Source organism: Pseudomonas sp. NPDC089395, from assembly GCF_044749525.1.
GTDB lineage: Bacteria > Pseudomonadota > Gammaproteobacteria > Pseudomonadales > Pseudomonadaceae > Aquipseudomonas.
Map to the genome: position 1 here is coordinate 167,292 of NZ_JBIVID010000008.1, position 18,811 is coordinate 186,102.

Annotated in this window: 16 protein-coding genes; 9 read left to right on the top strand and 7 right to left on the bottom strand. The window is 63.8% G+C overall.

Going from position 1 to position 18,811, the window contains the following annotated elements; all coding sequences use genetic code 11:
* Positions 1-2 precede the first annotated feature (2 nt).
* Together proC and ACIPZG_RS18440 are read right to left on the bottom strand one after the other, a co-directional pair.
* Positions 3-821: a pyrroline-5-carboxylate reductase gene (gene proC, locus ACIPZG_RS18435; protein WP_400715938.1), complete on the bottom strand. Its 819-nt coding sequence runs from the start codon at positions 819-821 to the stop codon at positions 3-5.
* 38 nt (positions 822-859) lie between these two features.
* Positions 860-1,555 carry a YggS family pyridoxal phosphate-dependent enzyme gene (locus ACIPZG_RS18440; protein WP_400715940.1) on the bottom strand — a complete coding sequence of 232 codons (696 nt, stop codon included), beginning with the start codon at positions 1,553-1,555 and terminating at the stop codon, positions 860-862.
* Between the two features lie 65 nt (positions 1,556-1,620).
* Here ACIPZG_RS18440 and ACIPZG_RS18445 point away from each other — a divergent pair, with 65 nt between their 5' ends.
* Positions 1,621-2,619, top strand: coding sequence for a type IV pilus twitching motility protein PilT (locus tag ACIPZG_RS18445; RefSeq protein ID WP_400715942.1), 999 nt, complete (start codon positions 1,621-1,623; stop codon positions 2,617-2,619).
* Between the two features lie 47 nt (positions 2,620-2,666).
* Here the strand turns inward: ACIPZG_RS18445 and ACIPZG_RS18450 are convergent, their stop codons facing one another.
* On the bottom strand, positions 2,667-3,296 hold the full coding sequence (locus tag ACIPZG_RS18450; protein WP_400715944.1) for a C40 family peptidase: 630 nt from the start codon (positions 3,294-3,296) through the stop codon (positions 2,667-2,669).
* A 169-nt stretch (positions 3,297-3,465) separates the two neighbouring features.
* Between ACIPZG_RS18450 and ACIPZG_RS18455 the strand changes: the two genes are divergently transcribed.
* A complete protein-coding gene (locus tag ACIPZG_RS18455; RefSeq protein ID WP_400715946.1) occupies positions 3,466-3,885 on the top strand; it encodes an NINE protein in 420 nt (139 codons plus the stop codon).
* A 45-nt stretch (positions 3,886-3,930) separates the two neighbouring features.
* On the opposite strand, the gene ACIPZG_RS18460 is transcribed toward ACIPZG_RS18455, so the two are convergent.
* The 3 genes from ACIPZG_RS18460 to ACIPZG_RS18470 all read right to left on the bottom strand — a co-directional run bounded on the left by ACIPZG_RS18460 (position 3,931) and on the right by ACIPZG_RS18470 (position 8,787).
* Entirely contained in the window at positions 3,931-4,629 is a 699-nt protein-coding gene (locus ACIPZG_RS18460) for an SPOR domain-containing protein (protein ID WP_008092993.1), read from the bottom strand.
* A gap of 1 nt (position 4,630) precedes the next feature.
* A complete protein-coding gene (gene argS, locus ACIPZG_RS18465; protein WP_400715948.1) occupies positions 4,631-6,367 on the bottom strand; it encodes an arginine--tRNA ligase in 1,737 nt (578 codons plus the stop codon).
* Positions 6,368-6,567: 200 nt separating this feature from the next.
* Positions 6,568-8,787: a primosomal protein N' gene (locus ACIPZG_RS18470; RefSeq protein ID WP_400715950.1), complete on the bottom strand. Its 2,220-nt coding sequence runs from the start codon at positions 8,785-8,787 to the stop codon at positions 6,568-6,570.
* 167 nt (positions 8,788-8,954) lie between these two features.
* On the opposite strand from ACIPZG_RS18470, the gene rpmE reads away from it, so the two are divergent.
* The 3 genes from rpmE (at position 8,955) to ACIPZG_RS18485 (ending at position 11,443) form a co-directional block, all read left to right on the top strand.
* The gene (gene rpmE, locus ACIPZG_RS18475) at positions 8,955-9,170 is read left to right on the top strand and encodes a 50S ribosomal protein L31 (RefSeq protein WP_008092997.1); all 216 of its coding nucleotides are present in this window, start codon (positions 8,955-8,957) and stop codon (positions 9,168-9,170) included.
* Positions 9,171-9,172: 2 nt separating this feature from the next.
* On the top strand, positions 9,173-9,994 hold the full coding sequence (locus ACIPZG_RS18480; RefSeq protein WP_400715952.1) for a thermonuclease family protein: 822 nt from the start codon (positions 9,173-9,175) through the stop codon (positions 9,992-9,994).
* A 180-nt stretch (positions 9,995-10,174) separates the two neighbouring features.
* Complete coding sequence (locus ACIPZG_RS18485) at positions 10,175-11,443, top strand: malic enzyme-like NAD(P)-binding protein (protein ID WP_400640200.1); 1,269 nt, start codon at positions 10,175-10,177, stop codon at positions 11,441-11,443.
* A 119-nt stretch (positions 11,444-11,562) separates the two neighbouring features.
* Here ACIPZG_RS18485 and ACIPZG_RS18490 read toward each other — a convergent pair whose 3' ends face one another.
* Positions 11,563-12,603, bottom strand: coding sequence for a low specificity L-threonine aldolase (locus ACIPZG_RS18490; protein ID WP_400715954.1), 1,041 nt, complete (start codon positions 12,601-12,603; stop codon positions 11,563-11,565).
* A 324-nt stretch (positions 12,604-12,927) separates the two neighbouring features.
* Between ACIPZG_RS18490 and ACIPZG_RS18495 the strand changes: the two genes are divergently transcribed.
* The 4 genes from ACIPZG_RS18495 to ACIPZG_RS18510 are packed head-to-tail and all read left to right on the top strand — an operon-like array spanning position 12,928 to position 18,811.
* Complete coding sequence (locus tag ACIPZG_RS18495) at positions 12,928-14,181, top strand: serine hydroxymethyltransferase (RefSeq protein ID WP_008089648.1); 1,254 nt, start codon at positions 12,928-12,930, stop codon at positions 14,179-14,181.
* 15 nt (positions 14,182-14,196) lie between these two features.
* Positions 14,197-15,447: a sarcosine oxidase subunit beta family protein gene (locus ACIPZG_RS18500; protein WP_008089646.1), complete on the top strand. Its 1,251-nt coding sequence runs from the start codon at positions 14,197-14,199 to the stop codon at positions 15,445-15,447.
* A gap of 14 nt (positions 15,448-15,461) precedes the next feature.
* Positions 15,462-15,797 (top strand): sarcosine oxidase subunit delta, encoded by a 336-nt coding sequence (locus ACIPZG_RS18505; RefSeq protein ID WP_400638842.1) that lies wholly within the window; start codon positions 15,462-15,464, stop codon positions 15,795-15,797.
* Positions 15,794-18,811 carry a sarcosine oxidase subunit alpha gene (locus ACIPZG_RS18510; protein WP_400715956.1) on the top strand — a complete coding sequence of 1,006 codons (3,018 nt, stop codon included), beginning with the start codon at positions 15,794-15,796 and terminating at the stop codon, positions 18,809-18,811. Before ACIPZG_RS18505 ends, ACIPZG_RS18510 begins: the two co-directional genes overlap by 4 nt.

Here is an 18,811-nt window from a genome sequence, read left to right on the forward strand (position 1 = left end):
CCTTATTTGCCCAATTGCTCGGCCAGCTCGGCAGAACGCTTGGCCGCAGCCTCCAGCGCCTGCTCGACGATGGCCTCGAATGCGTTGCCCTGGAACGACTTGATCGCCGCCTCGGTGGTACCGGCAGGCGAGGTGACGCGGCGGCGCAGCTCGGCGGCGTCGACGTCGCTGGCCACTGCCATGTGTGCAGCGCCCAAGGCCGTTTGCAGGGTCAGTTGCGAAGCGGTTTCGCGCGGCAGGCCGAGTTTTTCGCCGGCAGCGGTCATGGCTTCGATCAGCAGGAAGAAATAGGCCGGGCCACTGCCGGAAACGGCGGTGACGGCATCGAGCTGTTGTTCCAGCTCCAGCCACAGGGCAGTGCCTACAGCCGAAAGCAGCTGTTCGGCCTGCTCGCGCTGCTCGCTGGAAACTTCGGCCGTTGCATACAGGCCGCTGACGCCCTGACGCAGCAGGGCCGGGGTGTTGGGCATGCAGCGCACCACCGGGCGGGCACCGAGCCAGGCTTGCAGGCTGGCGCAGGTGATGCCGGCGGCAATGGAGACGATCAGCTGGCCATCTTGCAGCTTGGGCTGCAAGGCCTGGCAGACGGCTTTCATCACCTGTGGCTTGACCGCCAGGACGATCACGTCGGCATCGGCGATGGCGCTGGCATTGTCTTCGAAGGTTTCAATTCCATGTTCGGCCTGCACCCGGGCGCGGGTGTCGGCGCCCGGGTCGCTGGCGCGGATCTGCGATGCGTCCAGGCCTCGGGCACGCAGACCGCCGATCAGGCTGGCGGCCATGTTGCCGGCGCCGATAAAGGCAATACGTGTCTTGCTCATGTCAGGTCCTTGAGGGAAAGAGTGAGTAAAGCATGGAATCAGACAGGGTCGCTGGCAGGGTAACTGCGTGCGCCGAACAGGGCGGTGCCGATGCGTATCCAGGTCGCACCTTGCGCAATGGCCGCTTCGAGGTCGTGGCTCATGCCCATGGACAAGGTGTCCAGGCCCAGGCCCAGGCGCTCCTGCAGCTGGCGCAGGCTGGCAAAGGCCGCCTCCTGTTCCGCGCGGTCTTCGGTCGGCTCGGGGATCGCCATCAACCCACGCAGGCGCAGGTTGGGCAGCGCAGCCACGGCATTGGCCAGTGCTGGCAGGTCGGCCGGGGCACAGCCCGACTTGCTGTCTTCGCCGCTGACATTCACCTGCAGGCAGATGTTCAGCGGGGGCAAGCCTGCGGGGCGCTGTTCGGACAGGCGTTGGGCGATCTTCAGGCGGTCCACGGAATGTACCCAGTCGAAATGTTCGGCAATCGCTTTGGTCTTGTTCGACTGAATGGGGCCGATGAAGTGCCAGATCAAGGGCAGGTCGCGCAGTTCGCCCTGTTTGCTCAGCGCTTCCTGAAGGTAGTTCTCGCCCACATCGCGCACGCCCGCCGCATGGATTTCGCGGATGGCGCTGGCCGGTTTGGTCTTGCTCACCGCCAGCAACTGGATGCTGGCCGGGTCGCGTCCGACGGCCCGGGCTGCGCTATCGATGCGCTCGGCGAGGGCGGAAAGGTTGTCTGCTATGGTGGACATGGATCGATGCCGTCGGCTCTGGGTTCTGCGGCATTCTACCTGCTTGATGGCCTTTGGGGAGTCTCATGGATGTGACCGACCTGCTGGCCCGGGCTGTGGAGGCAGGGGCGAGCGACCTGCACCTGGCCACGGGCGAAATACCGATGCTGCGCCTGGATGGCGAGTTGCGACGCCTGGATCTGCCTTGCGTGCAGCCTGCGACCCTTGACGATGGCCTGGCGCCGTTGCTTGGCGATGGCCAGCGGCAACAGTGGCAGCAGGGGGATGAACTGGACCTGGCCCTGGAGCTACCGTCACTCGGGCGCTTTCGTCTGAACCTGTTTCGTCAGCTGAATGGCCCCGCAGCGACCTTCCGCTTGATTCCCAAACGCATCGCGACACTCGATGAACTGGCGCTGGAAGAAGTGTATCGAGCTATTGCGCAGCATACCGATGGCCTGATCCTGATCGGGGGGCCAACTGGTAGCGGTAAATCCAGCACCTTGGCGGCCCTGATCGATCAGCTCAATCGCGAGCGCTGCTTGCACATCATCACCCTGGAAGACCCTGTCGAAGTTATCCACAGCGGCCAGCGCAGCCTGGTCAACCAGCGGGAGATCGGCCGGCACTGCCGTGACTTCTCCCAGGGCTTGCGCAGTGCACTGCGTCAGGACCCGGATGTGATCGTGATTGGCGAATTGCGAGACCTGGAGACGATTCGTCTGGCACTGCGTGCCGCGGAGACGGGGCATCTGGTGCTGGCGACGGTGCATACGCGCTCGGCGGTGAGCAGTATCGACCGGCTGGTGGAGGTATTTGCCGCGGAGGAAAAGCCCTTGGTGCGGGCGATGTTGGCCGAGTCGCTGCGCGTGGTAGTGGCGCAGGTACTGCTCAAGCGGGCAGGCGGCGGTCGGGTGGCTGCAAGGGAGGTGCTGGTGGCCACGGCGGCGGTGCGCAACCTGATTCGCGAGGGGCGCATGGCCCAGTTGTGTTCGGTGATGCAGACGGGGGCGGCGGAGGGGATGCGGACGATGGAGGGGGCGATGCATCGCCTGAAGATCAATGGGTTGATCGAGTCTGCATGAGGGCTTCTGGCCCTATCGCCGGCTTGCCGGCGATAGGGCCAGTGAGATCAGCGCTTGGCCAGAGCCAGTTGCTGCTGTTCCTTCGGCAACACCCGCTTGGCGACAACATAGTGCTTCTGCCAGTAAGGCTTGCTCAGGTTGTCGATGCTCACCCGCTTGCCGCGACGCGGTGCGTGGATGAAGCGGTCGTTGCCCAGGTAGATGGCAACGTGGTTGACCCGACGGCTCTTGATATTGAAGAAAATCAAGTCGCCTGGCTTGAGGTCGTTTTTCGCCACTTTCACGCCGTGGCCTTGAGCCATGGCGTTGGAAGTGCGCGGCAAATCGACGTCAGCCACGTCGTTGAAGGCGTATTTGACCAGCCCGCTGCAGTCAAAGCCCCTTTTAGGGCTGCTGCCACCCCATACGTACGGCGTGCCGAGCACATTGACGGCACGGCTGAGCACGTCGCTGCTCTGCTTGGGCGACATCGCGGCTACGGCTGGCAGGCTCTGGTCCTTGGCCGAAGCGTTATGACGTGCGCGCAGCGTCGTCTGTTTGACCGGGGCGTGCTTCACCGAAGTGTTGCTGGTGTAACCGGTGAAACCGTTGGGAAGACGTTGCTCACGATTGGTGGCGTGGGCGGCCAGGGGCAATAATAGGCAGAGGGTCAGCCATGTCTTGAACAAAGGCGGCATAGATGAAGCTCTTTATGAATGTTTTATGTGTGTTGGCGGGCAACTTTATAACAGCTTTTTGATCAATTTTTGATCCGTTGGTCGATTGTCATGGTGCCATGCGTCGGCCAGCAGCAGAAAAGTCACATTTTTTTTTAGAAAATTTTTAGATAACCCAAGAGGGCTACGAATGAACAGTTATCAACAGGGAGCGCCGTATCACGACACCCACAGCAAGGTGATCGGGTACCTGCTCTGGATTTTCGGCTTTACCGGTTCACACCGCTTCTACTACGGCAAGCCCATCACCGGCACGATCTGGTTCTTCACGTTGGGGCTGCTGGGCATCGGCTGGTTGATCGACCTGTTCCTGATTCCGTCGATGGACCGCGAGGCCGACATGCGTTTCCAGTCCGGGCGCATCGACTACAACATCGCCTGGCTGCTGTTGACCTTCCTCGGCATCTTTGGCGTACACCGGCTGTACCAGGGCAAATGGATCAGCGCGATCCTCTACTTCTTCACCGGCGGGTTGTTCCTGGTGGGGGTGCTGTATGACTTCTGGACGCTGAACGGCCAGGTCTCCCAGGTCAACGCCGAGCGTCGCTGAGGCAGAAAAAAGGCCTTGTCGCATTACGCGGCAAGGCCTTTTTCATTACTGGCGGGTTTGCCGCTGTTGCAACAGCAGGTTGCTGAAACCTGCCCCTGCCAGCTGCTTCTGCGCCCCGGTCAGCTGTTCACGGTTGCTGAACGGGCCGACCAGCACGCGGTACCAGGTTTCATCCTTGACCGTCCCCGACTCGACCTTGACTGCCTGGCCCAGCAGGATGATCTGTGCACGCACCTTGTCGGCATCAGCCTGCTTGCGGAACGAGCCCGCCTGGAGGAAGAACTGCGTGGTCGCTGCCGGCTTGATCACGGGCGGCGCCGGAGGTGGCGTCTGGCCCAACAAGGCGGCCTGGGCGCGCGCCGTATCAATCTTGGCGGCTTCCGCTGGGGTGACCGGGGTCACCGGTTGTGCCGGCACCGGTGGTGTCTTCTCGGGTACGGCCTCCGGCGGCACGATGACCTCGGACTCCGGCAGCAGCGTGTAGAAGTCGTACTTCGGCTTCACCGGCTGTTGCGGCGTGGCAGCGGTGGACTTGCCAGCCTCGGCCACCTTCTCCGGCTTCTGTTGCTCGGGCTTGGCGCGTTTGATGTCGCCACCACCCGGCTCGAGCTTCATCAGGAAGACGATGAAGGCGCCGACGGTCAGGCCGACCGCCAACCATACCCAGCCGGGAATCGGCTGTTTGGCCGGTGCCTGGGTGCGGCTGGCGCCGCGCTTGGGTGCTGGTTTTTTCTTGGCAGCCAACTTACATACGCTCCAGGGTTTCCAGGCCGAGCAGTTCCAGACCTTGCTTGAGGGTACGGCCGGTCAGGGCAGCGAGGCGCAGACGGCTCTGTTGCTGCTCTGGCGTTTCGGCGGCGAGGATCGGGCAGTTCTCGTAGAAGCTGGAGAACAGGCCGGCCAGGTCGTACAGGTAGCTGCACAGCACGTGCGGCGTGCCCTTGTCGGCCACGTTGTTGAGGATTTCGCCGAACTGCGCCAGGCGTGCGGCCAGGTCCTGTTCGTGCGGAGCTTGCAGGACGATGCTGCCCTCGACTTCGTCGAAGCCCTTGCCCAGCTTGCGGAACACGCCGGCCACGCGGGTGTAGGCGTACAGCAGGTATGGCGCGGTGTTGCCTTCGAAGTTGAGCATCAGTTCGAAGTTGAAGCTGTAGTCGCTGGTGCGGTGCTTGGACAGGTCGGCGTATTTCACCGCGCCGATACCGACCACTTCACCGATGTGGCGCAATTCATCTTCGGCCAGGCTCGGGTTCTTTTCCTTGACCAGGGCGTAGGCACGGTCCTTGGCTTCGGTCAGCAGGTCGATCAGCTTCACGGTGCCGCCGTCACGGGTCTTGAACGGGCGGCCGTCGGCGCCGTTCATGGTGCCGAAGCCCATGTGCTCCATCTGCATCGGGTGGCCGACGAAGCCTGCGCGGCGGGCCACTTCGAACACCTGGTTGAAGTGCAGCGCCTGGCGCTGGTCAACGAAGTACAGGGCGCGGTCGGCCTTGAGCACGTTGCTGCGATAACGCACGGCAGCCAGGTCGGTGGTGGCGTACAGGTAGCCGCCGTCGGCCTTCTGCACGATGACCGGCAGTGGCTCGCCTTCGCTGTTCTTGAACTCGTCGAGGAACACGCACTGGGCGCCCTGGTCCTCGACCAGCAGGCCCTTGGCCTTGAGGTCGCTGATCACGTTGGCCAGGTCGTCGTTGTAGGCGCTCTCGCCCATCACGTCGGCCATGGTCAGCTTGACGTTGAGCAGCTCGTAGGTCTTCTGGCAGTGGGACAGCGAGATGTCCTTGAAGCGTGTCCACAGCGCCATGCAATCCGGGTCGCCGGCCTGCAGCTTGACCACCAGGCCGCGGGCACGGGTGGCGAACTCTTCGGACTCGTCGAAGCGCTTCTTGGCGGCGCGGTAGAAGTTCTCCAGGTCCGACAGCTCGTCGCTGGTGATCGGATTTTCCTGCAAGTAGGCCATCAGCATGCCGAACTGGGTACCCCAGTCGCCTACGTGGTTCTGGCGGATGACCTCGTCACCGAGGAACTCCAGTACGCGGGCAACGCTGTCACCGATGATGGTCGAGCGCAGGTGGCCGACGTGCATTTCCTTGGCCAGGTTCGGTGCCGACATGTCGATCACCACCTTTTGCGCAGGGCCGGCCTTGCGTGCGCCCAGGTGGGCGTCGGCGAGGGCGGCGTCGAGGCGGTTGGCCAGGGCGTCAGTGTTCTGGAAGAAGTTCAGGAAGCCGGGGCCGGCGATTTCGACCTTGCTGATGTCGGCGCTGGCCGGCAGGGCATCGATCAGCTTTTCGGCCAGGTCACGCGGCTTCATGCCGGCCGGCTTGGCCAGCATCATGGCGATGTTGCTGGCGAAGTCGCCGTGGGTCTTGTCCCGGGCGTTTTCCACCTGGATCGCCGGCGACAGCCCTTCAGGCAGCACACCGTCGGTGACGAGTTGGGTGAGGGCTTGCTGGATCAGCTGGCGAATGGTGTCTTTCATGGGGATCTCTTTTCGACCGCAAGCGCGGTAGGGCGCCTGGATGCGCAGGTGGAAAAACTGGGCATTATCCGTTGCTGGGGCCGGGTTGCCAACCTTTGGCGGTGTTCGATGGCCCTATCGCCGGCAAGCCGGCTCCCACAATGGACGCAGCGCTGCAATTCCCTGTAGGAGCCGGCTTGCCGGCGATAGGGCCAATGGATTCAGTACAGATCCACCGGATCTACATCCAGCGACCAGCGTACCTGGCGCCCACTCGGCATTTGTTCCAACACTAGCAACCAGGCACTGATCAGTCGATGCAAGGGTGCCCGGGTGTTGGCCTGGATCAACAATTGTGCGCGAAAGCGACCGGCCTTGCGCTCCATCGGAGCGGGGACCGGGCCCAACAGTTCGATGCCCGGCAACTGCTGTTCAGCCACCAGGCGTTCCGCCGCGCTGCAGGCCTCGTCGAGGAAGCCCTCGGCCTGCCCCGGCTTGTGCGCTTCGGCGCGCAGCAAGGCCAGGTGCGAGTAGGGCGGCAGGCCGGCTGCGTGGCGCTCGCCCAGGGCCTGTTCGGCGAAGGCGAAGTAACCCTGCTCGGTCAGCTGCACCAGCAGCGGGTGATCGGCCAGGTGGGTCTGGATGATGACCTTGCCCGGCTCCTCGGCACGCCCGGCGCGTCCGGCCACCTGGACGATCAGCTGGGCCATGCGCTCGCTGGCGCGAAAATCGCCGGAGAACAGCCCGCCGTCGGCATCGAGAATGGCCACCAGGGTAACCCGCGGGAAGTGGTGCCCCTTGGCCAGCATCTGGGTGCCGACGAGGATGCTCGGCTGGCCGCGCTGGATGGTGCTGAACAGGTTGTGCATGGCGTCCTTGCGCGCTGTGCTGTCACGGTCCACGCGCAGGATCGGGTAATCGGGGAACAGCACCTTCAGGCGCTCTTCGGCGCGTTCGGTGCCGGCGCCGACCGGGCGCAAGTCCACATGGTTGCACTTCGGGCACTGGTGCGGCAGGCGTTCGTCATAGCCGCAGTGGTGGCAACGCAGTACGCCGGAGCGCTGGTGCACGGTCATGCGCGCATCGCAACGGGGGCATTCGGACAGCCAGCCACAGTCATGGCACAGCAGGGTCGGGGCGAAACCTCGGCGGTTGAGGAACACCAGCACCTGCTGGCCGGCTTCCAGGGTCAGGCGGATGGCCTGCTGCAGCGGGCCACTGATGCCACTGTCCAGCGGCAGGCTCTTCACATCCAGGCGCAGCATGCGTGGCGGGCGTGCGCCGCCGGCGCGCTGGTTCATGCGCAGCAGGCGGTAGCGGCCGGTCAGGGCATTGTGCAAGGTCTCCAGCGACGGGGTGGCGGAGCCGAGCAGGATCGGGATGTTTTCCTGGTGGGCGCGCACCAGCGCCAGGTCGCGGGCGTGGTAGCGCAGGCCTTCCTGCTGTTTATAGGAGCCGTCGTGCTCTTCGTCGATGATGATCAGGCCGGGGTTCTTCATGGGCGTGAACAGCGCCGAACGCGTGCCGATGATGATGTCGGCTTCTCCGTCACGCGCCGCCAGCCAGGCGTCAAGACGCTCGCGATCATTCACGGCCGAGTGCAGCAGGGCGATGCGGGCATTGAAGCGCTGCTCGAAGCGCGCCAGGGTCTGCGGGCCGAGGTTGATTTCGGGAATCAGCACCAGTGCCTGCTTGCCGGCCTCGAGGGTTTCGCGGATGAGCTGCAGGTAGACCTCGGTCTTGCCGCTGCCGGTAACGCCCGCCAGGAGGAACGCGCCGAAACCGCCAAAGCCCTCGCGCACCGTGTCGAAAGCTTCGCGCTGCTCCTCGTTGAGCGACAGCTCCGGCTGTGCCAGCCAGTGTTCATGGCGCGCTGCCGGGCGCTGGCGACGAATTTCCACCTGCACCAGCTCCTTGGCCAGCAGCAAGTCGAGGCTGTCCTTGTTCAGATTGAGTTTGGCCAGCAGGCTGTGGGCCACACCGTGGGGGTGCTGGGCAAGGGTCTTCAGGGCGTCGCGCTGGCGTGGCGCACGGGCGATGCGCGGGTCTTCCAGGCGGGCGCCGGGTGCCACGTGCCAGAAGCGCTCCTGGCGCATTTGGGCTGGTTCCCCCTGGCGCAGCAGGGTAGGTAGCGCCCAGCTCAGGGTATCGCCGAGGCTGTGCTGATAATACTGGGCAGTCCACAGGCAAAGCTTGAACAGTGCTGCCGGCACCGGTGTGACCGGGTCGAGCAGGGCAATGGCCGGCTTGAGCTTGTCGGCGGGCACTTCGCTCTGTTCGCACACCTCCACCAGCACGCCGATCATCTCGCGACGGCCGAACGGCACGCGGATACGCATGCCGGGCACCAGGGCCTGGCGCGCCATGCTCGCTGGCGCCCGGTAGTCGAACAGGCGACGCAAGGGGGAGGGCAGGGCAAGGCGCAGGATGACGTCGGACACGCGGAAGATCTCGGAGGGCATTTCAATGACTGGCGAGCCTAGCAGACGACGGTCGGTGCAAGCGACAACTTGCGTTGGCGTGATGCTCTGGTATTATTCCCCGCCTAATTACGTGCGGTATTCAACAATTGGTGTTGGGTGGCGGCACGCAGCTCGAGGAAGTGACCATGAAAGCAGATATTCATCCGAACTACGAAGTAGTTGCAGTCACCTGCAGCTGCGGTAACAAGTTCGAAACTCGTTCGACCCTGGGCAACACCCTGGCGATCGACGTTTGCAACCTGTGCCACCCGTTCTACACCGGTAAGCAGAAAGTCCTGGACACCGGTGGTCGCGTACAGAAGTTCGCCGATCGCTTCGGTATGTTCGGTACCAAGAAGTAATCATGCGCATGGCGAATCCTTCGGGTTTCGCGTTGTTGCTGAAAAAGGCGCCCCCTGTGGGCGCCTTTTTTGTGGGCGCGATCTGGCACATTCCGGTCCAGGCCTTCTGCCCCTTGCCGGACCGGCCGCAGCCGGTGGCGGTGCGCCAGGTGGTGGACGGCGACACACTGCGCCTGAGCGATGGCCGCAGTGTGCGCATGATCGGCATCAATGCCCCGGAAATCGGTCGCAAGGGCCGAACCAGCGAGCCCTATGCCGAGGCGGCCAAGCGGCGCTTGCAGGCGCTGGTCAAGGCCAGCGATGGGCGTGTCGGGTTGGTGCCGGGTAAAGAGGCCAAGGACAAGTACGGTCGCACGTTGGCGCATGTTTACGCCGCTGATGGCGACAATCTCGAAGCGCGACTGCTGAGCGAGGGGCTGGGTTACCGTGTCGCGGTTGCGCCCAATGTCCGCCTGACGGGCTGCCAGCAAGCCGCCGAGCAGGCGGCGCGCCAGGCGAACCTGGGCCTGTGGCAGCGTGCTGCGGTACTGCGCGCCGAGGATGTCAGGCAATCTGGCTTCGCGTTGATCACGGGCAGGATCGGCAGCATCGAGCGCAATCGCGCCGGCATCTGGCTGGAACTGGACAACGGCGTGGTGCTGCAGATTCCCGCTCGTCTGCAAGGCAACTTCCCCGCCAGCTTCTTCGATAACCTCAAAGGACGCCAGGTTGAGGCGCGTGGCTGGGTGCTGGATCGTTCCCGCAAGGATGGGCTCAAGCCAGGGCAGCGACGTTGGCTGTTGCCGTTGACCGATCCAAGCATGCTGGAGCGTGTTTCAGGCTGAAAAGATGTAGACATTTCGCTATTGGATTGTACACACTGTCAATTCCAATGCCCCCGCGGGTTATAGCGTAAAGTCGTAGGCTAAAGGCCTTGACACAAGTGACCGACCAGTCTTGTGGCTCCCCGGCTCTTTGCGTATCCTCGGCGGTCCGTCAGAACAGTAAATAGCGGAATGCCCACCATGTCAGACCTGAAAACCGCCGCTCTCGAATATCACGCTCAACCTCGTCCGGGGAAACTGAGCGTCGAGCTCTCCAAGCCCACCGCCACCGCCCGTGACCTCGCCCTGGCCTACAGCCCAGGTGTTGCTGAGCCCGTGCGCGAAATCGGCCGTGATCCAGAGCTGGCCTACAAATACACCGGCAAGGGCAACCTGGTTGCGGTGATTTCCGATGGCACCGCCATCCTCGGTCTGGGTGACCTCGGCCCACTGGCTTCCAAGCCGGTGATGGAAGGCAAGGGCGTTCTGTTCAAGCGTTTCGCGGGTATCGATGTGTTCGACATCGAAGTGGAATCGGAAAGCCCACAGGCTTTCATCGACACCGTGCGCCGCATTTCCATTACCTTCGGTGGCATCAACCTCGAAGACATCAAGGCGCCAGAGTGCTTCGAAATCGAGCGCACCCTGATCGAGCAGTGCGACATTCCGGTATTCCACGATGACCAGCACGGCACCGCGATCGTTACCGCGGCCGGCATGATCAACGCCCTGGAAATCGCCGGCAAGAAGCTGGAAGACGCCAAGATCGTCTGCCTGGGTGCCGGCGCTGCCGCCATCTCCTGCATGAAGCTGCTGGTGAGCATGGGTGCCAAGGTCGAGAACATCTTCATGATCGACCGCAGCGGCGTGATCCACGCTGGCCGCGACGACTTGAACCAGTACAAGGCCCAGTTCGCCCACGCGACCGACAAGCGCACCCTGGCCGATGCCCTGGACGGTGCCGATGTGTTCGTTGGCCTGTCCGGCCCGAACCTGCTGAGCCCGGAAGGCCTGAAGTCGATGGCTGCCAACCCGATCGTGTTCGCCTGCTCGAACCCGGACCCGGAAATTTCCCCGGAGCTGGCGCACGCTACCCGCAACGACGTGATCATGGCCACCGGTCGTTCCGACTACCCGAACCAGGTCAACAACGTTCTGGGCTTCCCGTTCATCTTCCGTGGTGCCCTGGACGTTCGCGCCAAGCGCATCAACGAAGAAATGAAAATCGCCGCCGCTATCGCCCTGAAAGACCTGGCCAAGCTGCCGGTGCCGAAGGAAGTGTGCGACGCCTACAACGTCCAGGCCCTGGAATTCGGCCGTGAGTACATCATTCCGAAGCCACTGGACCCACGCCTGATCACCGTCGTTTCCGACGCTGTGGCCAAGGCCGCGATCGAATCCGGCGTAGCTACCCTGCCGTATCCGAAGCACTATCCGCTGAACAATGTGGATGAAGTGTTCAACGGCTGATTGCAGTCGTAGCGACACAAAAAAGCCCCGGCTCGTGAGAGTCGGGGCTTTTTGTTTGCCTGCTGTAGTTGTATGGCCAGTACCGGCCCTATCGCCGGCTTGCCGGCGATTGCGATCTGTCAGGCGCCAATGATGGCGCGGATGTCCGCCGCCAGCTCGCGCACCCGCGCTTCTTCGGTATCCCACGAGCACATGAACCGCGCCCCACCGCTACCGATGAAGGTATAGAACCGCCAGCCCCTGCCGCGCAGTGCTTCGATCGCCTGTTCCGGCATCTGCAGAAACACCCCGTTGGCCTCCACCGGGAACATCAGCTCCACCCCCGGCAAGTCACTCACCAACGACGCCAGCAACTGCGCGCAATGGTTGGCGTGCGCGCCATGGCGCAACCACGCGCCTTCCTCCAGCAGACCCACCCACGGCGCAGACAGGAAACGCATCTTCGAGGCCAATTGCCCGGCCTGCTTGCAGCGGTAGTCGAAGTCCTCGGCCAGCGCACGATTGAAGAACAGGATCGCCTCACCGACCGCCATGCCGTTCTTGGTGCCGCCAAAGCACAGCACGTCGATGCCGGCCTTCCAGGTCAGCTCGGCCGGGCTGCAGCCGAGGAACGAGCAGGCATTGCTGAAGCGTGCGCCATCCATATGCAGGTTCAGGCCCAGCTCCTTGCAGGTGGCGCTGATGGCCTTGAGCTCGTCGGGGCGGTACACGGTGCCCACTTCGGTGGCCTGGGTGATGGTCACCACGCGCGGCTTGGGGTAGTGAATATCCTGGCGCTTGAGCGCCACTTCACGGATCGATTCGGGCGTCAGCTTGCCGTTCACGCTGGGCGCGGTCAGCAGCTTGGAACCGTTGGAGAAGAACTCCGGCGCGCCGCACTCGTCGGTTTCGACGTGGGCGGTCTCGGAGCAGATCACGCTGTGGTAGCTCTGGCACAGCGAGGCCAGGGCCAGGGAGTTGGCGGCCGTGCCGTTGAAGGCGAAGAACACTTCGCAGTCGGTTTCGAACAGCTTGCGGAAGTATTCCGACGCACGCTCGGTCCACTGGTCGTCGCCGTAGGCGCGGTCATGGCCCTGGTTGGCCTTGGCCATGGCGGCCCAGGCTTCGGGGCAGATGCCGGAGTAGTTGTCGCTGGCGAATTGTTGGCTCTTGTCTGTCATGGCACTGTCCTTTGAACGACGCAGATCAGCACTCTAAACCATTGCTGAAACGGTTGCCTATGTAGGAGCGGCCTTGCGTCGCGAACGGGCTGCGCAGCAGCCCCAAGGGTTCAGGTGACGCCGCTGGAGGCTGGGGCCGCTTTGCGACCCTTTCGCGACACAAGGCCGCTCCTACAAGGATTTGGGTAGCCGGTGAGCCAATGTCGTAAACGCGCCATTGCAAGGCGTGCGCAGGCATCTGACCCACCCCGGCCAGTCATACCATCGCCACAAAGGGCCACAGTGCCTTAAAGACAAGAACTGATCGCTGCCGGGAGAAACAAGATGTTCAGCAAGCAAGACCAGATCCAGGGTTATGACGACGCACTGCTGGCGGCGATGAATGCCGAAGAACAACGCCAGGAAGATCACATCGAGCTGATCGCCTCGGAGAACTACACCAGCAAGCGCGTGATGCAGGCCCAAGGCAGCGGCCTGACCAACAAATACGCCGAAGGCTACCCAGGCAAGCGCTACTACGGCGGCTGCGAGCACGTCGACAAGGTCGAGGCGCTGGCCATCGAGCGCGCCAAGCAGCTGTTCGGCGCCGACTACGCCAACGTCCAGCCGCACTCCGGCTCCTCGGCCAACGGCGCGGTCTACCTGGCCCTGCTGCAGGCCGGCGACACCATCCTGGGCATGAGCCTGGCCCACGGCGGCCACCTGACCCACGGCGCCAAAGTGTCGTCCTCGGGCAAGCTCTATAACGCCGTGCAGTACGGCATCAATACCGACACCGGCCTGATCGACTACGACGAAGTCGAGCGCCTGGCCGTCGAGCACAAGCCGAAGATGATCGTCGCCGGCTTCTCGGCCTACTCCAAGACCCTCGACTTCCCACGTTTTCGTGCCATCGCCGACAAGGTAGGCGCGCTGCTGTTCGTCGACATGGCCCACGTGGCTGGCCTGGTCGCCGCCGGCCTGTACCCGAACCCGATTCCGTTCGCCGACGTGGTCACCACCACCACCCACAAGACCCTGCGCGGTCCGCGTGGCGGCCTGATCCTGGCCAAGTCGAACGAAGAAATCGAGAAGAAGCTCAACGCGGCCGTGTTCCCCGGCGCCCAGGGCGGCCCGCTGATGCACGTGATCGCCGCCAAGGCAGTGTGCTTCAAGGAAGCGCTGGAGCCTGAGTTCAAGAGCTATCAGAAACAAGTCATCGAAAACGCCCAGGCCATGGCCCAGGTATTCATCGACCGTGGCTACGACGTGGTGTCCGGCGGCACCGACAACCACCTGTTCCTGGTCAGCCTGATCCGTCAGGGCCTGACCGGCAAGGATGCCGACGCCGCCCTGGGCCGCGCGCACATCACCGTCAACAAGAACGCCGTGCCGAACGACCCGCAGTCGCCGTTCGTCACCTCGGGCCTGCGCATCGGCACCCCGGCCGTCACCACCCGCGGCTTCAAGGTCGCCCAGTGCGTAGCCCTGGCCGGCTGGATCTGCGACATCCTCGACAACCTCGGTGACGCCGACGTCGAAGCCGATGTGGCGAAGAACGTCTCGGCCCTGTGCGCCGACTTCCCTGTCTACCGCTGAGTGGAGCAGACGACCATGCAACGTTACTCGGGCTTCGGCCTTTTCAAGCACTCCCTCAGCCACCACGAAAACTGGCAGCGCATGTGGCGCACGCCGACCCCGAAAAAGGTCTACGACGTGGTCATCGTCGGCGGTGGCGGCCACGGCCTGGCCACGGCCTACTACCTGGCCAAGGAACACGGCATCACCAACGTCGCGGTGATCGAGAAGGGTTACCTGGGCGGCGGCAACACCGCCCGTAACACCACCATCGTGCGTTCCAACTACCTGTGGGACGAGTCGGCGCAGCTTTACGAGCACGCCATGAAACTGTGGGAAGGCCTGTCCCAGGACATCAACTACAACGTGATGTTCTCCCAGCGCGGCGTCTACAACCTGTGCCACACCCTGCAGGACATCCGTGATTCCGAGCGCCGCGTCTCCGCCAACCGCCTCAATGGCGTCGATGGCGAGCTGCTCAACACCGCCCAGGTCGCGGCCGAAATCCCGTACCTGGACTGCTCGAAGAACACCCGTTACCCGATCCTCGGCGCTACCGTTCAGCGCCGTGGTGGCGTCGCCCGTCACGACGCCGTGGCCTGGGGTTACGCCCGTGCCGCCGACGCCCTGGGCGTTGACCTGATCCAGCAGACCGAAGTGATCGGTTTTCGCAAGGAAAACGGCGCGGTCATCGGCGTGGAAACCAACAAAGGCTTCATCGGTGCCAAGCGCGTCGGCGTGGTCACCGCTGGTAACTCCGGGCACATGGCCAAGCTGGCCGGCTTCCGTCTGCCGCTGGAATCGCACCCGCTGCAAGCACTGGTATCCGAGCCGATCAAGCCGATCATCGACTCCGTGATCATGTCCAACGCCGTGCACGGCTACATCAGCCAGTCCGACAAGGGCGACCTGGTGATCGGCGCCGGTATCGACGGCTGGGTCGGCTACGGCCAGCGCGGTTCGTACCCGGTGATCGAGCACACCCTGCAGGCCATCGTCGAGATGTTCCCGAACCTTTCGCGCGTGCGCATGAACCGTCAGTGGGGCGGCATCGTCGACACCTCGCCGGACGCCTGCCCGATCATCTCCAAGACCCCGGTCAAGAACATGTTCTTCAACTGCGGCTGGGGCACCGGCGGCTTCAAGGCGACCCCGGGCTCGGGCAACGTCTTCGCCGCCAGCCTTGCCAAGGGCGAGATGCACCCGCTGGCTGCGCCGTTCTCCATGGACCGTTTCTACAACGGCGCACTGATCGACGAACACGGCGCCGCCGCCGTCGCCCACTAATCGGAGCCACCGTCATGTTGCATATTTTCTGTCCCCACTGCGGCGAGCTGCGCTCCGAAGAAGAGTTCCACGCCTCTGGCCAGGCGCACATCGCCCGCCCGCTGGACCCCAACGCCTGCTCAGACGAGGAGTGGGGCACCTACATGTTCTTCCGCGACAACCCGCGCGGTATTCACCATGAATTGTGGGACCACGTTGCCGGCTGCCGTCAGTACTTCAACGTCACCCGCGACACCGTGACCTACGAAATTCTGGAAACCTACAAGGTTGGCGAGAAGCCGCAAGTCACCGCAGGCGGCAAGCCCAGCAGCGCACCGTCGACCGTCAAAGGCCAAGGGGAAAAAGTATGAGCCAGACCTATCGCCTCGCCAGCGGCGGCCGTATCGACCGCAGCAAGGTCCTGAACTTCACCTTCAACGGCAAGACCTACCAGGGTTATGCCGGGGATAGCCTGGCCGCCGCGCTGCTGGCCAACGGCGTCGACATCGTTGGCCGCAGCTTCAAGTATTCGCGCCCACGCGGCATCATCGCCGCCGGTACCGAAGAGCCGAACGCCATCCTGCAGATCGGCTCCAGCGAATCCACCCAGATCCCCAACGTGCGCGCTACCCAGCAGGCCCTGTACGCAGGCCTGGTCGCCACCAGCACCAACGGCTGGCCGAACGTCAACAACGACGTCATGGGCATCCTGGGCAAGGTCGGCGGCAGCATGATGCCGCCAGGCTTCTACTACAAAACCTTCATGTACCCGAAATCGTTCTGGATGACTTACGAGAAGTACATCCGCAAGGCAGCCGGCCTTGGCCGTGCGCCGCTGCAGAACGACCCGGACAGCTACGACTACATGAACCAGCACTGCGACGTGCTGATCGTCGGTGCCGGCCCTGCGGGCCTGGCCGCCGCACTGGCTGCTGCGCGCAGCGGCGCCCGGGTGATCCTGGCCGACGAGCAGGAAGAGTTCGGCGGCAGCCTGCTCGACAGCCGCGAAACCCTCGACGGCAAACCCGCCGCTGACTGGGTGAACGCCGTGGTCAAAGAGCTGGCCAGCCTGCCGGAAGTGACCTTGCTGCCACGTGCCACGGTCAACGGCTACCACGACCACAACTTCCTGACCATCCACGAGCGCCTGACCGATCACCTCGGCGACCGCGCGCCGATCGGCCAGGTGCGTCACCGCGTGCACCGTGTCCGCGCCAAGCGCGTGGTGCTGGCTGCCGGTGCCCACGAGCGCCCGCTGGTCTACGGCAACAACGACGTGCCGGGCAACATGCTGGCCGGCGCCGTGTCCACCTACGTGCGCCGTTACGGCGTGGCACCGGGCCGCAAGCTGGTGCTGTCGACCAACAACGACCACGCCTACCGCGCCGCGCTGGACTGGCATGACGCCGGCCTGCAAGTGGTCGCCATCGCCGACGCTCGCCACAACCCGCGTGGTTCGCTGGTCGAGGAAGCCCGTGCCAAGGGTATCCGCATCCTCACCTCCAGCGCCGTGGTCGAGGCCAAGGGCAGCAAGCACGTCACCGGCGCCCGCGTGGCCGCCATCGATGTGCAGGCACACAAAGTCACCAGCCCCGGCGAAACCCTTGAGTGCGACCTGATCGCGACCTCCGGCGGCTACAGCCCGATCGTTCACCTGGCGTCGCACCTGGGCGGTCGCCCGGTCTGGCGTGACGACATCCTCGGCTTCGTGCCGGGTGATGCACCGCAGAAACGTGAATGCGTGGGCGGTATCAACGGCGTGTACGCCCTGGGCGACGTGATCGCCGATGGCTTCGAAGGCGGCGTTCGCGCAGCCACCGAGGCCGGCTTCAAGGCCGCCACCGGCACCCTGCCGAAAACCGTCGCACGCAAGGAAGAGGCCACCGTGGCGCTGTTCCAGGTGCCGCACGACAAGGGCAGCAAGGGGCCGAAGCAGTTCGTCGATCAGCAGAACGACGTGACCGCCGCCGGTATCGAACTGGCTACCCGTGAAGGCTTCGAGTCGGTCGAGCACGTCAAGCGCTACACCGCGCTGGGCTTCGGCACCGACCAGGGCAAGCTGGGCAACATCAACGGTCTGGCGATTGCCGCGCGTTCGATCGGCATCACCATTCCGGAAATGGGCACCACCATGTTCCGCCCGAACTACACCCCGGTGACCTTCGGCGCCGTTGCCGGCCGCCACTGCGGTCACCTGTTCGAGCCGGTGCGCTTCACCGCCCTGCATGCCTGGCACGTGAAGAACGGTGCCGAGTTCGAAGACGTCGGCCAGTGGAAGCGTCCGTGGTACTTCCCGAAAGCCGGTGAAGACATCCACAGCGCCGTGGCCCGTGAATGCAAGGCCGTGCGCGACAGCGTGGGCCTGCTCGACGCCTCGACCCTGGGCAAGATCGACATCCAGGGCCCGGATGCCCGCGAGTTCCTCAACCGCATCTACAGCAACGCCTGGACCAAGCTCGACGTGGGCAAGGCCCGCTACGGCCTGATGTGCAAGGAAGACGGCATGGTCTTCGACGACGGCGTGACTGCCTGCGTCGGCGACAACCATTTCTACATGACCACCACCACCGGCGGCGCCGCCCGCGTGCTGCAGTGGCTGGAGCTGTACCACCAGACCGAATGGCCGGAAATGAAGGTGTACTTCACCTCGGTCACCGACCACTGGGCCACCTTGACCCTGTCCGGCCCGAACAGCCGCAAGCTGCTCAGCGAGCTGACCGACGACATCGACCTGGACAAGGACGCCTTCCCGTTCATGACCTGGAAGGAAGGCACCGTCGCTGGCGTACCGGCCCGGGTGTTCCGTATCTCGTTCACCGGTGAGCTGTCGTACGAAGTGAACGTGCAGGCCAACTACGCCATGGGCGTGCTGGAAAAAGTCATCGCAGCAGGCAAGCAGTACAACCTGACCCCGTATGGCACCGAGACCATGCACGTACTGCGTGCCGAGAAGGGCTTCATCATCGTCGGCCAGGACACCGACGGCTCGATGACCCCGGACGACCTCAACATGAGCTGGTGCGTGGGCCGCAACAAGCCGTTTTCGTGGATCGGCCTGCGTGGCATGAACCGCGAAGACTGCGTGCGCGAGAACCGCAAGCAGCTGGTCGGCCTGAAACCGGTAGACCCGACCAAGTGGTTGCCGGAAGGCGCCCAGTTGGTGTTCGACCCGAAACAGCCGATCCCGATGGACATGGTCGGCCACGTCACCTCCAGCTACGCGGCCAACTCCCTGGGTTATTCGTTCGCCATGGGTGTGGTCAAGGGCGGCCTCAAGCGCATGGGCGAGCGCGTGTTCTCGCCCCAGGCGGACGGCAGCGTGATCGAGGCCGAGATCGTTTCTTCGGTGTTCTTCGATCCGAAGGGTGAGCGGCAGAACGTTTGA